Source organism: Acinetobacter sp. ANC_7655, from assembly GCF_056784015.1.
Genome location: NZ_JBWYJB010000007.1, coordinates 106,288 through 122,581, shown reverse-complemented (window position 1 = coordinate 122,581; position 16,294 = coordinate 106,288). Strand labels below are relative to the sequence as shown.

Here is a 16,294-nt window from a genome sequence, read left to right as displayed (position 1 = left end):
TACTGTTAGTAATGCTTCCAGACTAATTTAGTATACTTATCACATATTTTAAGCGCGTAAAAAAACCACTCGAAAGTGGTTTTTTCATCTTAAAACGTATCGCCAGGAATTCGCACCCATCCTTCCATGAGTACTCGAGCACTGCGACTCATAATGGCCTTTTTTACCGTCCATTGGTCATTAATTTTCTCCGCTTCAGCGCCTACTCTGAGTGTTCCAGAAGGATGCCCAAATCTGACTGATTTTTTTTCACCACCACCTGAGGCTAAATTGACTAATGTTCCAGGAATTGCAGCGGCGGTTCCAATCGCTACAGCTGCGGTTCCCATCATGGCATGGTGTAGTTTACCCATTGATAAAGCACGAACCGTCAAGTCGATCTCATCAGCTTGTACTGCTTTTCCGCTAGATGAGATGTAATTTTTAGGCGCAGATACAAATGCAATTTTAGGTGTATGCTGACGTTGAACTGCTTCATCAATATGCTGAATAATACCCATCTTTACAGCACCATAAGCACGAATTTTTTCAAACTTGGCCAAGGCCTCGACATCATTATTGATATGATCCTGAAGTTCAGTTCCTTCATACCCTAAGTCTGAAGCACACATAAAAATAGTTGGAATACCCGCATTAATCAGCGTCACCTGAAAGCGACCAATATCTGGGACTTCCAGCTCATCAACCACATTTCCTGTGGGAAACATTGCAGCCCCATCCTCTCCATCATCTGCGGGATCTAAAAATTCTATTTGCACCTCTGCAGCTGGAAATGTTACCCCATCAAGCTCGAAATCACCTGTTTCCTGAACATGACCATTTGTAATTGGGACATGCGCGATAATCGATTTCTGGATATTGACCTGCCAAATCTTTACCGTACAAATCCCATTCTCTGGAATCTTTTCTGCACTCACGAGACCATTTGAAATCGCAAATGAGCCTACTGCTGCCGTAAGATTGCCACAGTTGCCACTCCAATCGACAAATGGTCGATCAATCGCAACCTGTCCAAAAAGATAATCTACATCATGATCAGATTGAGCGCTTTTAGAGAGAATGACTGTCTTACTGGTACTAGATGAAGCACCACCCATTCCATCGATTTGTTTGCCATAAGGATCAGGGCTTCCTATCACACGTAATAAGATCTGATCTCTTGCTTTACCTGGAACTTGAGCTTCTTTAGGTAAATCATTTAAGTTAAAGAAAACACCTTTACTCGTTCCTCCACGCATATAAGTGGCTGGAATTTTAATTTGTGGTGTTGAACTCATAGCTCATTCCTTCTCTTTTAATATTTGTTATCAATCGTGATTTTTAGTTCAACACAGTATAAATGATTTTTTATGTGAACATGAGCACTTAACACTATGGTATGAATTTCCATCAATTACGATAGATTAAATTTAATTCACTCTCACAAAAATAAATTCTAATAAAATTAAATGATTGATTAAAAAATAATTAAATCAATTTTCTATAATAATTTTATTTTATTAAAATCATAAAACACATTCATGAACGCTGACGTACTAGGCTAATGCAATTTGATCTATTACAATCTTGTAACTTATTTCAATCGTCGGGCTGAATACTTTGAATAACAAGTCTTCACAACTTCAGCGTGGCTTAAAGAATCGTCATATCCAATTAATCGCTATGGGTGGTGCAATTGGTACAGGCTTATTTTTAGGTTCCGCACACGTGATCCAATCTGCCGGCCCATCTATTATTTTGGGTTATGCAATTGGTGGTTTAATCGCTTTTTTAATTATGCGCCAATTAGGCGAAATGATTGTTCATGAACCTGTTGCTGGATCATTTAGTCATTTTGCAAATAAATATTGGGGTAAGTTTCCTGGATTCCTAGCAGGTTGGAACTATTGGATTCTTTATATTTTGGTCGCGATGACCGAATTAACAGCTGTTGCAAAATATATTAACTATTGGTGGCCTCACATTCCTGCTTGGTCATCAGTTCTTTTCTTCTTTATTATCATTACCTTAGTTAACCTCTGTAATGTTAAATTTTATGGAGAATCAGAGTTTTGGCTGTCTATTATTAAAGTAGCAGCTGTCGTGTCGATGATTGTCTTCGGTCTATTCTTGTTGTTTACAGCAGGATCTGACTCTACTGCATCATTCAGTAATCTTTGGACTCACGGTGGTTTCTTCCCTCATGGATTCGAAGGTTTATTCTTCATGTTGGCATTCCTGATGTTCGCCTTTGGTGGCATTGAACTGATTGGTATGGCGGCAGCTGAGGCTGAAAATCCAGAGAAAACGATTCCTAAAGCAATTAATCAAGTTGTTTTCCGTATTCTGATTTTCTATGTTGGGTCGCTTACAATTCTTCTTTCTTTAGTTCCATGGAATCAACTACAACTTGGTGGTCTAGATAAAAGTCCATTCGTAATGATCTTCAGTCAACTGGGTATTGATTGGGCTGCTCACCTGCTCAACTTTATTATTTTGACTGCTGCGCTATCGGTATATAACAGTGGAATGTACGCGAATAGCCGTATGCTTTTTGGTTTAGCAAAACAAGGGAATGCCCCTAAAATTTTTGAAAAAACCAATAAACAAGGTGTACCTGTTCCTGCGGTATTGTTGTCAGCAGTGTTAATTTTCGGATGTGTTTTATTAAACTATTTTGCACCTGAAGATGCTTTAAGTAATTTAATTTATATTGTTGTTGGTGCTCTAGTACTTAACTGGGCGATGATTGCGTTGACTCACTTGAAATTTAAACAAGCGATGAAACTGTCAAATACCACTTCAAAATTTCCTGCTCTATGGTCACCAGCCAGTAACTATTTGGTTCTTGGGTTTATTATTGTCGTGCTTTACATCATGTGGACTCAGGGCTTAAGCGGTGCTGTGATCATGATTCCGATCTGGATTATCCTGATGTTGGTATTATTTAAATTACTTTACCGAAAATAGTAAGACGCATTAAAAAAGTTATTGCTAAGCAATAACTTTTTTTCAGAAATTTATTTGATCAGATTAGTATGCGTCCTTAGCTTAACTGGATAGAGCAGTTGCCTCCTAAGTGACCGGCGTGGGTTCGAGTCCCGCAGGGCGCACCATTTTCTAAGATTAATACACTTATCAACAAATTGACCCAAAATAAAAAAAATAATGTCATTTCAGTCAAATTTTTGTTGCATCTCATTACCTTTATGATATGTTGTTTGTAGAGTAAAAAATAAACATTTTAGCATAAATCGTTTATTTATCAGCTCTTAAGGAAATAACTAAAAAAATTCTATTAAATTAAAAATTCACATTATCTAAGGATAGATAACATGAAATTAAAAACCATCAGTGCATCTGTATTATTTGCTTTATTACCGATTTCTGGGGCTTATGCAGCCGCTATGGATCGCTCAGGTCAATCGATAGGAGCATTTTTACAACCGAATAACTATTTTGAAGCTGGTATCTCCATTATTGACCCTGATGTATCTGGTAAAAACCAACTTGGAAATATCAGTGATATGGCTGAGGATTATTACTTCCCAAGTGCTGCATTAAAACTGCAATTAAATGAAAAATTCTCTTTCGGCTTACTCTATGATCAACCCTTTGGAGCATCAGCCTATTACACAGATGGATTACTTCCAGGATTACTGCCAGATAGTACACTTCCTCTCTCTTCAACAGAGGTTAAAGTAAATTCAAATAACATATCAGCTATTGTTGGGTTTCAACCTAATGAAAATTTGAATATTTATGGCGGTGGTGTATATCAGGATGTGAGAGGTAATTTAACTTTATCTAGTTTAGCGAATTATCAGGCTCATTTTAAAAGAGATGAAGGTTATGGTTGGTTAGCTGGTGTTGCATATCAAATCCCTGAAATAGCGTTAAAAGCATCCTTAACATATAGATCTGAAATTGACCATAGTTTGGAAACTACGGAAGATGCCAATGGTTTGATAAACGCTTATTCAAGTTATTTTGGTTATCCTAGTTTTATTGTTGAGAGCATAGTTGGACCTCAAGTAGCTCAAGTACTAACTAATCTTAAAAATTTAGATTCGAGTGGGGCATTAAATACACCTTCTCAGAATACTAAAATCAGCACTCCACAATCAGTTAATTTAGACTTTCAAACAGGCATCATGGCAAACACCGTTGCTTTTGCAAATGTTCGATGGGTTGAATGGGGAGGTCTAAAAATTGATATTGATAAATTTAGATTGTTAACACAAGCTGTTACTGGTCAAGGACAAAATATTATTGAATATGATAAAGATCAATGGTCTGCAACGGTTGGCGTTGGTCGTAAGATTAATGAAAAATGGGGCGGTGCATTATCCGCAGGTTGGGATTCTGGAGCTGGGAATCCAGTAACCGCACTTGGACCAACAGAAGGCTACTGGAATCTAGGTTTGAGTGCTCAGTTTAGCCCTACTCCTGCAACCTTTATCGGTGGCGGTGTAAAATATTTTTGGTTAGGAGATGCTGATGGCCGATCTGTTGGTCGTGAAGTGGGTAAGTTTGAAGATAACAATGCTTGGGCATATGGCCTAAAAATGGGTTATCGTTTCTAAACTCTATTCATTTTTTGAAGAGCACTTAAGTGCTCTTTTTTATTTAATCATGAATGCCGTTGACTGACTGTATAGTTCATTTATAAATTAACGATAAGATACTGTCATTCAAAATTAAATAATTCATAAATTCAATAATTTATATAAAAATAAAATTCCTATTATTTTTATCAGAATTAAAATTCAATTATAAATTTATTTCCTTAGAGTATTTACTCTGATTCTTAATGTGTTATTTTGTGAACATAAGATTTAGGATCAGTTTAAGATAACTAATCCTCAATTCAATTGGAAAATACAAAATAATTCATTGAAGAAGATCAGGGAAAATTCAAGTGAAATTAACAAAATTATCAGCTGCTGTATTATTCGGTTTAGCATCATCAGGCACTTTTGCTGCTGCATTAGATCGTTCTGGACAATCTATTTCATCATTCCTTCAACCAGGAAATTACTTTGAAGCAGGTATCTCAATTTTAGATCCATCTGTCTCTGGTAAAGATTTATCGGGTAATCATACTGGAGATATGGCTGGTGATTACTACTTCCCTACCGCAGCTTTAAAAATACAAGCGACTGATAATATTTCAGTGGGTCTTTTATATGATCAACCTTTTGGTGCAGATGCTGAATACACAGGAACAAATAATTTTGTCGCTAGCCCAGCCGATGGTGTATTACCTGGAACTGCTTTGACAAATGGATTACCAGTAGTGACTGCTAATCCAACAGGAAGCTTTAACGGTATACCTGTAATCACAGATCCGTCTACTGGATTACCAGTTGCAATCGGTTTAGGAACTCAAATAACTGGAAACACATCTGTCGAAGTTGATACTCAAAACTTATCACTGATTTTAGGCTACCAACCTACAGAAAATTTTAACTTTTATGGTGGTGCAGTCTATCAAACAGTTAAAGGTAACGTAAAACTTCGTGGTTCAGCATATAGCTTATTTAATGGTTATGATGCTGATATTCCTGAAGACAATGCCTTTGGATGGTTAGCTGGCGCAGCATATCAAATTCCTGAGATTGCGCTTAAAGCATCGATTACTTATCGTTCCGAAATTGATCATAAAGTCAATGTTAATGAAAGTATTCCTCTCATTGCGCCTCTAGGTTCTTTACTAGTGGCTTCTGGAGCATTACCAGGTTCAGCTTTGGCAGGTCTTAATTCATCTGGTGAAACTAAAATCACTACACCACAATCTGTAAATTTAGATTTACAATCTGGCATTATGGCTAACACGGTTGCTTTCGCTAATATCCGTTGGGTAGACTGGTCAAGTTTCTCTATACGCCCTCATAAATTTGGTCAATTATCAGAGCTTGCTGGTGGACTATTACCATCTTTGGGCAAACCTAATGGATTTAACCTAGTTGATTATTCTAAAGATCAATGGTCTGTAACAACAGGTGTAGGTCGTAAATTTAACGAGCAATGGGCTGGTAATGTTTCAGTTGGATGGGACTCAGGTGCAGGCAATCCTGTAACGACACTTGGACCAACAGAAGGTTATTGGAACGTAGGTTTAGGTCTTCAATATAGCCCTACTCCAGCTACGTTTATTGCAGGTGGTGTTAAATACTTCTGGTTAGGTGATGCTGATGCTCAGACAGGTGCACATAGCGCAGCAGGAAAGTTTGAAGACAATGACGCTTTAGCTTATGGTCTTAAAATCGGCTATAAATTCTAATCATTCATCAATAAAAAAAGACCACATGATTGTGGTCTTTTTTATTTTTATACAAGTATAAAGTAATTGTTTGTTATATCATCATTTAAAATAAAAAAACGACACAAACTACAATTCCTTTTTTGCTCAATAATACTTTTTAAAAACATGGACATAATTATTTAGCCTCATAATTTGATCATGAAGTAATATAAATTTGATTATATTTCAACCACTTCTGAGTATTTACACTTTTTTTATTTATGTTATTTTTCATGCAATTTTTTCGCCATATGGCATTCATGGATGAACATCATGAAATTTAAAGTACTTTCATACTCAATCTTATTGTCTACGCTCCCATTAACTTCAATTTACGCCGCAGGATTAGATCGTTCAGGTCAGTCGATTTCAGCATTTCTCCAATCAGGTAATTATGCAGAAGCTGGCATTTCTGTTTTAGATCCCACCGTTAAAGGTTCTTCCACAGTGATTAATAAAATCACTGGTCAGGATTTAACAGGCGAAAAAATTACCAATATGGGCAGTGATTATTATTTTGTAAACACTGCTCTTAAACTACAGATTACTGACCAAGTTTCTTTAGGATTAATTTACGATCAGCCTTTTGGTGCAGATGCATTATACGATGCTAAAAATCAATCATTTGGCAATAGTTTAAGTGGTACATCAGTTGAAGTTAAGACACAAAATTTAACAGCACTCATTGGCTATCAACCCACTGAAAATTGGAATTTTTATGCTGGTCCAGTATGGCAAACAGTTGAAGCTGATATCAATTTAAAAGGTAGTGCATACCAAGTCTTAAATGGCTATAACATCCATGTAGACCAAAAAGAAGCCTACGGCTGGATTGCAGGTACTGCATACCAAATTCCAAAAATTGCATTAAAAGCATCTATCACTTATCGGTCTGAGATTAAACACAAAGCTCAGTCAAATGAAACCTCGCTCCTTCCACTTTACGCCGATGCATTAAAAAAGCCTGAGTTTAATAGATTAGATAAGATCGCTGCAGTAACTGAAGCAGTTACTCCACAATCTGTAAATATTGATTTACAGTCTGGAATTGCAACAAACACTTTGGCGTTTGCTAACCTGCGTTGGGTTCATTGGGATCAATTTACGGTTACACCTAAATTACTTGGATTAGTTGGACAGGATCTCATTTCGTATTCCGATGATCAGTACTCTGCAACCTTAGGTGTTGCACATAAATTTAATGATCAATGGGCAGCAACCACAACTGTAGGCTATGACTCTGGAGCTGGAAACCCTGTAACCACTTTAGGTCCAACTGAAGGTTATTGGAGTGTAGGCTTAGGTGGTCAATTCAACCCATCACAGCAAAGCTTTATTCAAGCTGGTGTTAAATATTTCTGGTTAGGCGATGCAACTGCACAAACGGGTGGCATAAATGTTGGAGAATTCAGCAACAATTATGCATTAGGTTATGGCATGAAAATCGGGTATCGATTCTAACAATTGTTATAAAAAAAGGACGCTAAAGCGTCCTTTTTTTCAAAGTAATAACTTAGGCTGGAATATCACGTACAGAAGCGTTGCGGATCGCTTCTTTCAATGCAGCATAACCATTAATCGCAGGAAATTGTGGGAATTCTGCAATTACATTATCCGGCGCATCAAATAAGAAACCTTGATCTGCTTCACCGAGCATCGTAGTATCGTTATACGAGTCGCCTGCAGCAATTACACGGAAATTTAAACCGTGTAAAGCTTGCACTGCTTTACGTTTTTGATCAGGTTGACGTAGTTTATAATTTGTAATCATACCATTTTCGTCAGTTTCTAATTTGTGACAGAAAATCGTAGGCCAACCTAACTGCTTCATCAATGGATGAGCAAATTCATAGAATGTGTCAGATAAAATGATGAGTTGGAAATGAGTACGTACCCACTCGACAAACTCCTTAGCGCCTTCAAACGGTCCCATATCTGCAATAACAGCTTGAATGTCATTTAAACCTAAACCATGTTGTTTAAGAATATTTAAACGCTGAGTCATGAGCACATCGTAGTCTGGAATATCTCGAGTTGTTGCTTCAAGCTCTTTAATTCCTGTTTTTTTTGCAAAATTAATCCAAATTTCAGGAACCAAAACGCCTTCAAGATCTAGACAAACGATTTCCATGATACTGCCCTCAGCATTAATAAAATTTGCAATATCATAGCCGAAGATTGTTGAATATCGATGTAATTTTTTAAATCTATTTTATTCATAAGTATTTATTTTTATTTCATAAGATAAATCTCTGAATTCAACTAAAATATACATCAAATATTTTAATATAGGACTTGTTGTTTCCAAGCCTATATCGCCAGGATTCTCATGACTACCATTCCAAGCATAGATTTAATTGATGCACTTGCATCAGAGTATGAAGATAAATCCCCTTCGGAAATTATAGCCTTAGCTTTAAATCAAACAGGTGAAATTGCCATTTCATTTTCAGGTGCTGAAGATGTTGTATTGATTGATATGGCTGCAAATTTAGGTAAACCTTTTCGCGTGTTTAGTCTAGATACAGGTCGCTTGCATTCAGAAACTTATCAATTTATTGAGACTGTTCGTAAGCACTATAATATCAACATTGAAATATGTTTCCCGGAAGCTGAAGCTGTTCAGAATCTGGTCAACGAAAAAGGACTGTTTAGCTTTTATCAAGATGATCATAAAGAGTGTTGTGGTATCCGTAAGGTTCAACCTCTTCGTAAAAAGTTAGCAGCACTTGATGGTTGGATCACGGGTCAACGTAAAGATCAAAGTCCGGGTACACGTACTGAAATTCCAGTGATTCAAGCTGATCTAGGTTTTTCAGGTGAAGGTAAACAACTCATTAAATACAACCCTTTGGCGAATTGGACGAGTGCTGACGTTTGGAATTATATTCGCATGATGGAAATTCCATATAATCCATTGCATGAAAAAGGTTTTATTTCAATTGGATGTGAATCATGCACGCGTCCAGTACTTCCAAATCAGCACGAGCGTGAAGGTCGTTGGTGGTGGGAAGAAGCAACGCATAAAGAATGTGGTTTACATTCAGGTAATTTAAAAAAGTAAAAACTGTCTCACAAAGTTTTAAGCCACTGATTTAAAGTGGCTTTTTTGTACTGACCATTCATTAAAAAAATTTATGCCCCCTCCAACAAATACGTCTATACTGATCTCTTGGATTGATAATTCTAAAAAACAATTTTAGAAATTTGCAGTGAGGCAAACCTAGACTATGCGCCCATTACACCCGCTTGATTTTATTTTCTTATCTTTGGAAAAAAGACAACAGCCCATGCATGTTGGCGGATTATTTTTATTTGAAATTCCAGAAGATGCGCCACCAACCTTTATTCAAGATTTAGTGGCAGATATTCGCAACTCAAAATCTATTCCAATTCCACCGTTTAATAATAAATTAAACGGACTGTTTTGGGACACAGACACTGAATTCGATCTTGATCATCACTTCAGACATATTGCTCTACCACATCCTGGTCGTATTCGTGAGCTACTCACCTACATTTCCCAAGAGCACAGTTCATTAATTGATCGAGCTAAGCCATTATGGATGTGTCATATCATTGAGGGCATTGAAGGCAATCGTTTCGCCATGTATTTCAAAATACATCATGGGATGGTCGATGGTATTGCAGGCATGCGTTTAATTGAAAAATCACTCTCTCATGATCCAAATGCAAGAAGTATCGTTCCGCCATGGTGTGTCGAAGGTCCGCGTGCTAAGCGACTTAAAACACCTAAAGTAAGCCGTGCAAAACAAATATTGTCTAATTTGAAAGGTCAAGTGCAGTCTACACCGGGTGTATTCAAAGTGCTGTCTGAAACTGTCTTTAAGGATATGGGACGTAATCCGGACTATGTATCTAGTTTCCAAGCCCCAAGTAGTATTCTGAATCAAAAAGTCAGCTCATCGCGTCGTTTCGCTGCTCAGTCATATGAGTTTAAGCGCCTCAACCATATTTCAAAATCACTGGGTGTGACCATTAACGATATTGTTCTCGCGATTTGCTCTGGTGCTTTGCGTGAATACTTAATCAGTCAAAGTGCTTTACCTGAGAAACCATTAATCGCTATGGTTCCTGTCTCCGTTCGTACGGATGATTCAGATATGTCAAATCGTATAACGATGATTCTGGCCAACTTAGCGACACATAAAGCCGATCCATTAGAACGACTCGATCTTATTCGTCGTAGCGTAATGAATGCGAAACAAAAATTCAAACGCATGACTTCAGATCAGATTCTCAACTATAGTGCCTTCGTATATGGTCCTGCAGGTTTAAATATCATCTCTGGTTTAGCACCTAAACGTCAGGCATTTAACCTCGTTATTTCTAACGTACCAGGGCCTAAAGAGCCGCTATATTGGAATGGTGCACGTTTGGACGCACTCTACCCTGCTTCTATCGTACTTGATGGTCAAGCATTGAATATTACAATGACCAGTTATATGGATAAATTAGAAGTCGGTTTAACCGCATGTCGAAATGCTTTGCCTAAGATGCAAAATTTATTGACCCATTTAGAAGATGAGATTCAAAGATTTGAAAAAATTGTGGGTCTACCTGAAGATGACAAACCGCAGATTATGAAAAAGGCTACTAAGCGTAGTGTAACAAAGAAACAAGTCGTAGCGGATATAGAAGTTGCAAATGAAAAACCAGCTTAAGGCTGTATATTTCGATATTTACAAAAAAATTAAGGGGCTTTAAAAAGGCCCCTTAATTTTTAATATTACGACACTGCTTGATTAATTGCTGACAGAGCGAAACGACCATCGCTTGTGTAACTCGAACTTCTTGACCTTGATCGTTGAGCATCAAGCAAGCGCTTTTGTTTGAATCCACAATTTGACGATGGCTACCCGCTAATTGTTCCGTTAAATTCATACCCACTTTGACCTCACTTTGCTAAGACAACATCGCTGTCTTTGGCTATTCGATTTGATTTCTTAAGTATTGAGAAATCGAGATCGAATGTAAAATCTCAGTTGTAACAAGTGTTTAACGATATTCTGTTACAATTTCAATTCAAAATGATATCGTATTGCTCTTGCGTGTATAAATTTTCGACTTGGAACTTAATGACACGTTTCACAAAATGCTCTAAATCAGAGACGGCCGCAGCTTCTACGGTTAATAATCGATCCACAACCGATGGATGCGCAACGACAGTAAAGTCAGTCTGAGACTCAAAATCTCGAGCATATCTTAATATCTCTCGAAAGATTTCGTAACAAACAGTCTCGGCACTTTTCACATAACCACGTCCCTGACACGTTGGACAAGACTCACATAACAAATGTTCAAGTGATTCACGCGTCCGTTTACGCGTCATTTCTACCAAGCCAAGCTCAGACACTTGAGTGATTTTAGTTTTTGCATGGTCACGTTCTAAGACTTTTTCAAATTGCTTAAGCACTTCATCACGGTGTGAGGCCTCTTGCATATCAATAAAGTCAATAATGATAATTCCACCTAAGTTGCGCAGTCTGAGTTGACGCACAATGACTTGTGTCGCTTCCATGTTGGTCTTAAAGACGGTGTCCTCAAGAGAGCGTCCACCTACATATGAGCCTGTATTGACGTCAATAGTGGTCATGGCCTCCGTCTGATCAATCATGAGATAACCACCAGACTTTAAAGCAACACGTGTTTGCAGTGCTTTTTGAATATCTGTTTCAACATTGTATAAGTCGAATATCGGACACTCACCAGGATAATGTTTCAGACGATCAACCATATTTGGTACAAACTCAGCCACGAACTCTTGTAGCTTGCCAAACACTTCTCTTGAATCGACTTGAATTTTTACCGTATCTTCATTTGCCAGATCACGGATGATACGTTGAGGAAGTGGTAGCTCTTCAAAGATAAGTGATGGCACCACGACACTTTTTTGTTTACGCTGAATAAATTCCCAAAGTTTTGCCAAATACGCCATATCTTGCGCAATAGCGGCTTCTTCGATCCCCTCTGCTGCAGTTCGTACAATGACAGAACCGGGTAACTTATGTTCAGCTTGAATACGCTCAATGATCGAACGTAAACGATCACGCTCTTCTTCTGATTCAATTCGCTGAGACACGCCAGTATGATGTCCATAAGGCATCATCACCAAATAGCGAGAAGGAATGGAAAGATCAGTACTTAGACGCGCACCTTTTGTGCCTAACATATCTTTCATCACCTGCACTGTCAGAATCTGACCCGGTTGCAGAAGATCAAATACATTTGGCGTCGGTTGATTACGAGGCCAAATCATGTCATTGATATGTAAAAAAGCAGTACGAGATAAGCCAATGTCTACAAATGCCGCTTGCATACCAGGCAATACACGTACAACTTTGGCTTTATAAATATTCCCGACTAAACCACGTTTAGCATTGCGTTCAACAAATAGTTCGTTGACCGTCCCATTTTCAACTAACGCCACCCGACACTCCATTGGGGTGACGTTAATCAACAACTCGTCAGACATAAAAAACACTCAAAACATTATAAAAATTTTTTAAAAGGTTAATTTAGTGCCTTAACCATTTTTCAATATTTGATTCAGTAACTGTGATGTTTCATGTAAAGGCAAACCCACCACATTGGTGTAGCTACCTTCAATACGAGGAACGAACTTTGCGGCGATTCCTTGTATTGCGTAAGCCCCTGCTTTTCCTACAGGTTCCCCAGTTGACCAATATTCTTCCATATCATGATGACTGAGTGATTGAAAATCAACCTTTGTGCTCACTACCGTACTTATTGTTTTATGTTGTGAAGCCACACAAAGGCCACTGAGAACTTCATGCTGACGCCCTGACAAGGATTGCCAAATTTCAAACGCATGTTGCTTCGAGTCAGGTTTGCCAATAATTTGCCCATCTAAACTGAGGCTTGTATCTGCGGCAATGACCACCGCATCTGGAAATTGTGCTAAAACAACCTGAGCTTTTTGTTCTGCCAAACGTCGAACATAATCATGTGCTTGCTCACCATCATGTACAGACTCATCGATTTCTGGACTAAAAATATCAAATTTAAGTCCAAGCTGTGCAAGCAGTTCTTTACGCCGAGGCGAGCTCGACGCCAGGATTAAATTCGCCATTTTCTAAGCAAATAATACAAGATGGGCCAAGTTAAAATACTGCTCATTAGTGGCTGCCAATGACGAGTAATCGAAAATTGCATATCGGAAATAATTTGTGCAAACAGGACATAAATCAGATGTGCCAATATAGCAACACTAGCGATTGCCCAAGTATTTCCAAACGTCATTAAACGGCGTTCACGCACAAACCAACGGATGGTAAATGTTAGTAAAACGAAGCTTAAGGCATGTAATCCAAGGGGTGCATCAAGCAGTAAATCGGTAAATAATCCGACTGCAAAAGCAAACCAAACGCCACACCATGTCGGTTGAAGCAAGATCCAATACACCGTAATCATCAACATGATCAGCGGTCGCCATCCTGCCAATGTATAAGACAGAGGATACACCACCAACACCGAACCAATAATGATTGAAAGCACGATGATCCATAGAGGATCACGTGTTTTAACTGATGATATTTTTTTAGCGCTGAGCATGAGGTTGCTCCATGGCTAATGAGTCTGAGAACAGTACCACCACATGGTGTCCACCTGCCAACTGAGCTGCAGGTTTCACGTCTATCTGCGCAAACTCACCGGTATTTTCACGCTTAACTTTGGATACTGTTCCGACCAAATAACCCGCAGGAAAATGTTGTCCTAAACCTGAACTATACACCTTGTCCCCGACTTTGACGTTAGCGCTGGTCGGTACATATTCCATTTTCAGACGACCTAAATCACCAGTGCCTGACACAATGGCACGCATGCCAGAGTTTTCAAGACGTACAGATAGAGAGTGTTCTTTATCAGACAGCAACATGACACGACTACTGTGCGGATAAACATTGATGATCTGACCCATGATACCGTTATCATCCAACACCGTTTGCCCGACACGCAGTTGGCTCGCAGCACCGCGGTTAATGATAATGATATGACGTAATGGATCAGCATCTGTGCCAATCACCTCAGAGATTTCCATACGACCGTCAATGATCAAAGGTGTATCCAATAATCCACGTAAGCGCGTATTTTCAGCAGAAAGTTCTGAGAGTTTTTGAAGGCGAACCTGAGCCTGAAGCAACTCTGCCTGCATCGCAGTATTCTCACGACGCAGTTGCGCTTCAGACTTGGTTTGTTGACTGAGCCATTCTTTCGATAAAACGGGATAACTTGCAATGGCATAAATGGGATTGTATGCCGCGTACAAGACATCTCTTGCTGGTTGAATCAAGTGTGGAGCGCGCCAATTAAACATTAACACGAACAAACACACGATGACTGCAATGATGAAAGAGCGAAAAGATGGCGGTTGTCTTGAAAACAGATTCGGTTGCACCGCCTCGTCCTTAAATTAAATTACAGAAAATTAACCAACAAACAGCATGTCATGGTTCGGGTTGTCAAAGAGTTCTAAGACTTTACCACCACCACGTGTTACGCAAGAAAGCGGATCTTCAGCAACTACTACTGGCAAACCTGTTTCTTGTGACAATAACTTGTCTAAGTTACGTAATAACGCACCACCACCAGTCAATACAATACCGCGCTCCGCGATATCTGATGACAACTCAGGAGGTGTTTGTTCAAGCGCAGATTTCACTGCAGAGACAATGCTTTGCAATGGATCAGTGATTGCTTGAGTAATTTCATCAGAAGTCACCGTAATCGCGCGAGGAACACCTTCCGCCAAGTTACGACCACGAACTTCGATTTCTAGCACTTTGCCATCTTCATCCGGAAGTGCCATACCCACTTCTTTTTTGATGGTTTCAGCTGTCGTTTCACCAATGACGCAACCGTGTGCTTTACGAACATAATGAATAATTTGTTCATCAAATACATCACCACCAATGCGTAATGAGTCTGCATAGACACAACCTTGCAATGAAATGATTGCAATTTCAGTTGTACCACCACCCACGTCTACGACCATCGAACCACACGCTTGCTCAACTGGCATGCCTGCACCAATCGCTGCTGCCATTGGTTCTTCGATTAAACGTACATCACGTGCACCTGCATTGAATACAGCCTCACGAATCGCACGACGCTCAACCAAAGTTGATTTACATGGCACACACACCACAACACGCGGCGCTGGTGGGAAAAGACGCTTTTCATGCACTTTACCAATAAATTGGTTTAACATGGTCTCAGTGACTTCGAAATCCGCAATCACGCCATCTTTCATTGGACGAATTGCAGAAATATTCGCAGGGGTACGACCAAGCATTTGCTTAGCATCCAAGCCAACAGCGGCAACTATTTTTTGTGAACCACTGTGACGAATTGCCACAACAGTCGGTTCATTTAATATAATGCCCCGTCCTGGCGCATAAATTAGTGTATTAGCGGTGCCTAAATCTATGGCTAGATCTGGCGAAAACAAGCCAATTAGTCGTTTTAGAATCACGGGTCGTTCTCAGTTCAACGTTATATAGACGTAAGATGGCAACTTTAACTAAATGTGATGCTTTGGACAAGTCAATCGCTTATTATAACGCATGATATTTTGAATATTTTTATTACTGATTAGGTGAGACAGCATGTCAGCATCAGATGCTCAGCAATCTGCAGATTTAAATGCACAAACCGTTTCAAGCATTGCACACTTAGCACGCTTGTCTTTGGATGACACTCAATCTGCTGAATATGCTCAAAGTTTGAATAAAATTTTAGGAATGATGGAAACCTTGAAAGGCATTGATACCGAAGGTGTTGAGCCACTAAAGAGTCCATTTGACCATCCGCAGCCATTACGTGAAGACGCTGTGTCTGAACAAAACCATCGTGATGACTATCAAGCCGTTGCACCAGCTGTGCAAGACGGTTTGTATCTTGTTCCACGTGTAATTGAATAATTGTTCAGTTTTGCCCTATTTAAATTTTAGTTAAGAATTTTTC

Annotated in this window: 15 protein-coding genes and 1 tRNA gene; 8 read left to right on the top strand and 8 right to left on the bottom strand. The window is 38.9% G+C overall.

The annotated features are described in order from the left end of the window. Positions 1-89 precede the first annotated feature (89 nt). Complete coding sequence (gene prpF, locus AC1M9N_RS09290) at positions 90-1,277, bottom strand: 2-methylaconitate cis-trans isomerase PrpF (RefSeq protein WP_481954635.1); 1,188 nt, start codon at positions 1,275-1,277, stop codon at positions 90-92. Between the two features lie 322 nt (positions 1,278-1,599). Here prpF and AC1M9N_RS09285 point away from each other — a divergent pair, with 322 nt between their 5' ends. From AC1M9N_RS09285 to AC1M9N_RS09265, 5 genes are all read left to right on the top strand, one after another. Next, positions 1,600-2,949: an amino acid permease gene (locus AC1M9N_RS09285; RefSeq protein WP_481954634.1), complete on the top strand. Its 1,350-nt coding sequence runs from the start codon at positions 1,600-1,602 to the stop codon at positions 2,947-2,949. Between the two features lie 70 nt (positions 2,950-3,019). Then, positions 3,020-3,095, top strand: a tRNA-Arg gene (locus tag AC1M9N_RS09280). Between the two features lie 219 nt (positions 3,096-3,314). Next, positions 3,315-4,565, top strand: coding sequence for an OmpP1/FadL family transporter (locus AC1M9N_RS09275; protein ID WP_481954633.1), 1,251 nt, complete (start codon positions 3,315-3,317; stop codon positions 4,563-4,565). 335 nt (positions 4,566-4,900) lie between these two features. Further along, positions 4,901-6,265 (top strand): OmpP1/FadL family transporter, encoded by a 1,365-nt coding sequence (locus AC1M9N_RS09270; RefSeq protein ID WP_092767002.1) that lies wholly within the window; start codon positions 4,901-4,903, stop codon positions 6,263-6,265. Positions 6,266-6,559: 294 nt separating this feature from the next. Continuing rightward, complete coding sequence (locus AC1M9N_RS09265; RefSeq protein ID WP_481954632.1) at positions 6,560-7,747, top strand: OmpP1/FadL family transporter; 1,188 nt, start codon at positions 6,560-6,562, stop codon at positions 7,745-7,747. A gap of 52 nt (positions 7,748-7,799) precedes the next feature. Here AC1M9N_RS09265 and thrH read toward each other — a convergent pair whose 3' ends face one another. Beyond that, positions 7,800-8,417: a bifunctional phosphoserine phosphatase/homoserine phosphotransferase ThrH gene (thrH, locus tag AC1M9N_RS09260; RefSeq protein ID WP_035269809.1), complete on the bottom strand. Its 618-nt coding sequence runs from the start codon at positions 8,415-8,417 to the stop codon at positions 7,800-7,802. A gap of 198 nt (positions 8,418-8,615) precedes the next feature. On the opposite strand from thrH, the gene AC1M9N_RS09255 reads away from it, so the two are divergent. Together AC1M9N_RS09255 and AC1M9N_RS09250 are read left to right on the top strand one after the other, a co-directional pair. Then, the gene (locus tag AC1M9N_RS09255) at positions 8,616-9,350 is read left to right on the top strand and encodes a phosphoadenylyl-sulfate reductase (RefSeq protein WP_481954631.1); all 735 of its coding nucleotides are present in this window, start codon (positions 8,616-8,618) and stop codon (positions 9,348-9,350) included. A 166-nt stretch (positions 9,351-9,516) separates the two neighbouring features. Beyond that, a complete protein-coding gene (locus tag AC1M9N_RS09250; protein WP_481591639.1) occupies positions 9,517-10,971 on the top strand; it encodes a WS/DGAT/MGAT family O-acyltransferase in 1,455 nt (484 codons plus the stop codon). Between the two features lie 52 nt (positions 10,972-11,023). Here AC1M9N_RS09250 and AC1M9N_RS09245 read toward each other — a convergent pair whose 3' ends face one another. The 6 genes from AC1M9N_RS09245 to AC1M9N_RS09220 form a co-directional block, all read right to left on the bottom strand. Then, positions 11,024-11,191, bottom strand: a complete 168-nt coding sequence (locus AC1M9N_RS09245) for a PA1571 family protein (RefSeq protein ID WP_171076802.1) — start codon at positions 11,189-11,191, stop codon at positions 11,024-11,026. 136 nt (positions 11,192-11,327) lie between these two features. Beyond that, a complete protein-coding gene (gene rng, locus AC1M9N_RS09240; RefSeq protein ID WP_035269804.1) occupies positions 11,328-12,782 on the bottom strand; it encodes a ribonuclease G in 1,455 nt (484 codons plus the stop codon). A 51-nt stretch (positions 12,783-12,833) separates the two neighbouring features. Then, the gene (locus AC1M9N_RS09235) at positions 12,834-13,400 is read right to left on the bottom strand and encodes a Maf family nucleotide pyrophosphatase (protein WP_180028090.1); all 567 of its coding nucleotides are present in this window, start codon (positions 13,398-13,400) and stop codon (positions 12,834-12,836) included. After that, entirely contained in the window at positions 13,388-13,882 is a 495-nt protein-coding gene (mreD, locus tag AC1M9N_RS09230) for a rod shape-determining protein MreD (RefSeq protein ID WP_092766998.1), read from the bottom strand. The genes AC1M9N_RS09235 and mreD overlap by 13 nt, the downstream gene beginning before the upstream one ends. Continuing rightward, positions 13,869-14,726 (bottom strand): rod shape-determining protein MreC, encoded by an 858-nt coding sequence (gene mreC, locus AC1M9N_RS09225; protein WP_035269796.1) that lies wholly within the window; start codon positions 14,724-14,726, stop codon positions 13,869-13,871. Before mreC ends, mreD begins: the two co-directional genes overlap by 14 nt. A 30-nt stretch (positions 14,727-14,756) precedes the next feature. Then, complete coding sequence (locus AC1M9N_RS09220) at positions 14,757-15,803, bottom strand: rod shape-determining protein (RefSeq protein WP_035269793.1); 1,047 nt, start codon at positions 15,801-15,803, stop codon at positions 14,757-14,759. A 133-nt stretch (positions 15,804-15,936) separates the two neighbouring features. Here AC1M9N_RS09220 and gatC point away from each other — a divergent pair, with 133 nt between their 5' ends. Next, the gene (gene gatC / locus AC1M9N_RS09215) at positions 15,937-16,251 is read left to right on the top strand and encodes an Asp-tRNA(Asn)/Glu-tRNA(Gln) amidotransferase subunit GatC (protein ID WP_035269791.1); all 315 of its coding nucleotides are present in this window, start codon (positions 15,937-15,939) and stop codon (positions 16,249-16,251) included. Positions 16,252-16,294: the final 43 nt, after the last annotated feature.

Bases quoted from the DNA above. Each gene is read 5' to 3' on its own strand.
- prpF (WP_481954635.1), bottom strand. From the start codon at position 1,277: ATGAGTTCAACACCACAAATTAAAATTCCAGCCACTTATATGCGTGGA.
- AC1M9N_RS09275 (WP_481954633.1), top strand. From the start codon at position 3,315: ATGAAATTAAAAACCATCAGTGCATCTGTATTATTTGCTTTATTACCG.
- AC1M9N_RS09265 (WP_481954632.1), top strand. From the start codon at position 6,560: ATGAAATTTAAAGTACTTTCATACTCAATCTTATTGTCTACGCTCCCA.
- thrH (WP_035269809.1), bottom strand. From the start codon at position 8,417: ATGGAAATCGTTTGTCTAGATCTTGAAGGCGTTTTGGTTCCTGAAATT.
- AC1M9N_RS09255 (WP_481954631.1), top strand. From the start codon at position 8,616: ATGACTACCATTCCAAGCATAGATTTAATTGATGCACTTGCATCAGAG.
- AC1M9N_RS09250 (WP_481591639.1), top strand. From the start codon at position 9,517: ATGCGCCCATTACACCCGCTTGATTTTATTTTCTTATCTTTGGAAAAA.
- AC1M9N_RS09245 (WP_171076802.1), bottom strand. From the start codon at position 11,191: ATGAATTTAACGGAACAATTAGCGGGTAGCCATCGTCAAATTGTGGAT.
- rng (WP_035269804.1), bottom strand. From the start codon at position 12,782: ATGTCTGACGAGTTGTTGATTAACGTCACCCCAATGGAGTGTCGGGTG.
- AC1M9N_RS09235 (WP_180028090.1), bottom strand. From the start codon at position 13,400: ATGGCGAATTTAATCCTGGCGTCGAGCTCGCCTCGGCGTAAAGAACTG.
- mreD (WP_092766998.1), bottom strand. From the start codon at position 13,882: ATGCTCAGCGCTAAAAAAATATCATCAGTTAAAACACGTGATCCTCTA.
- gatC (WP_035269791.1), top strand. From the start codon at position 15,937: ATGTCAGCATCAGATGCTCAGCAATCTGCAGATTTAAATGCACAAACC.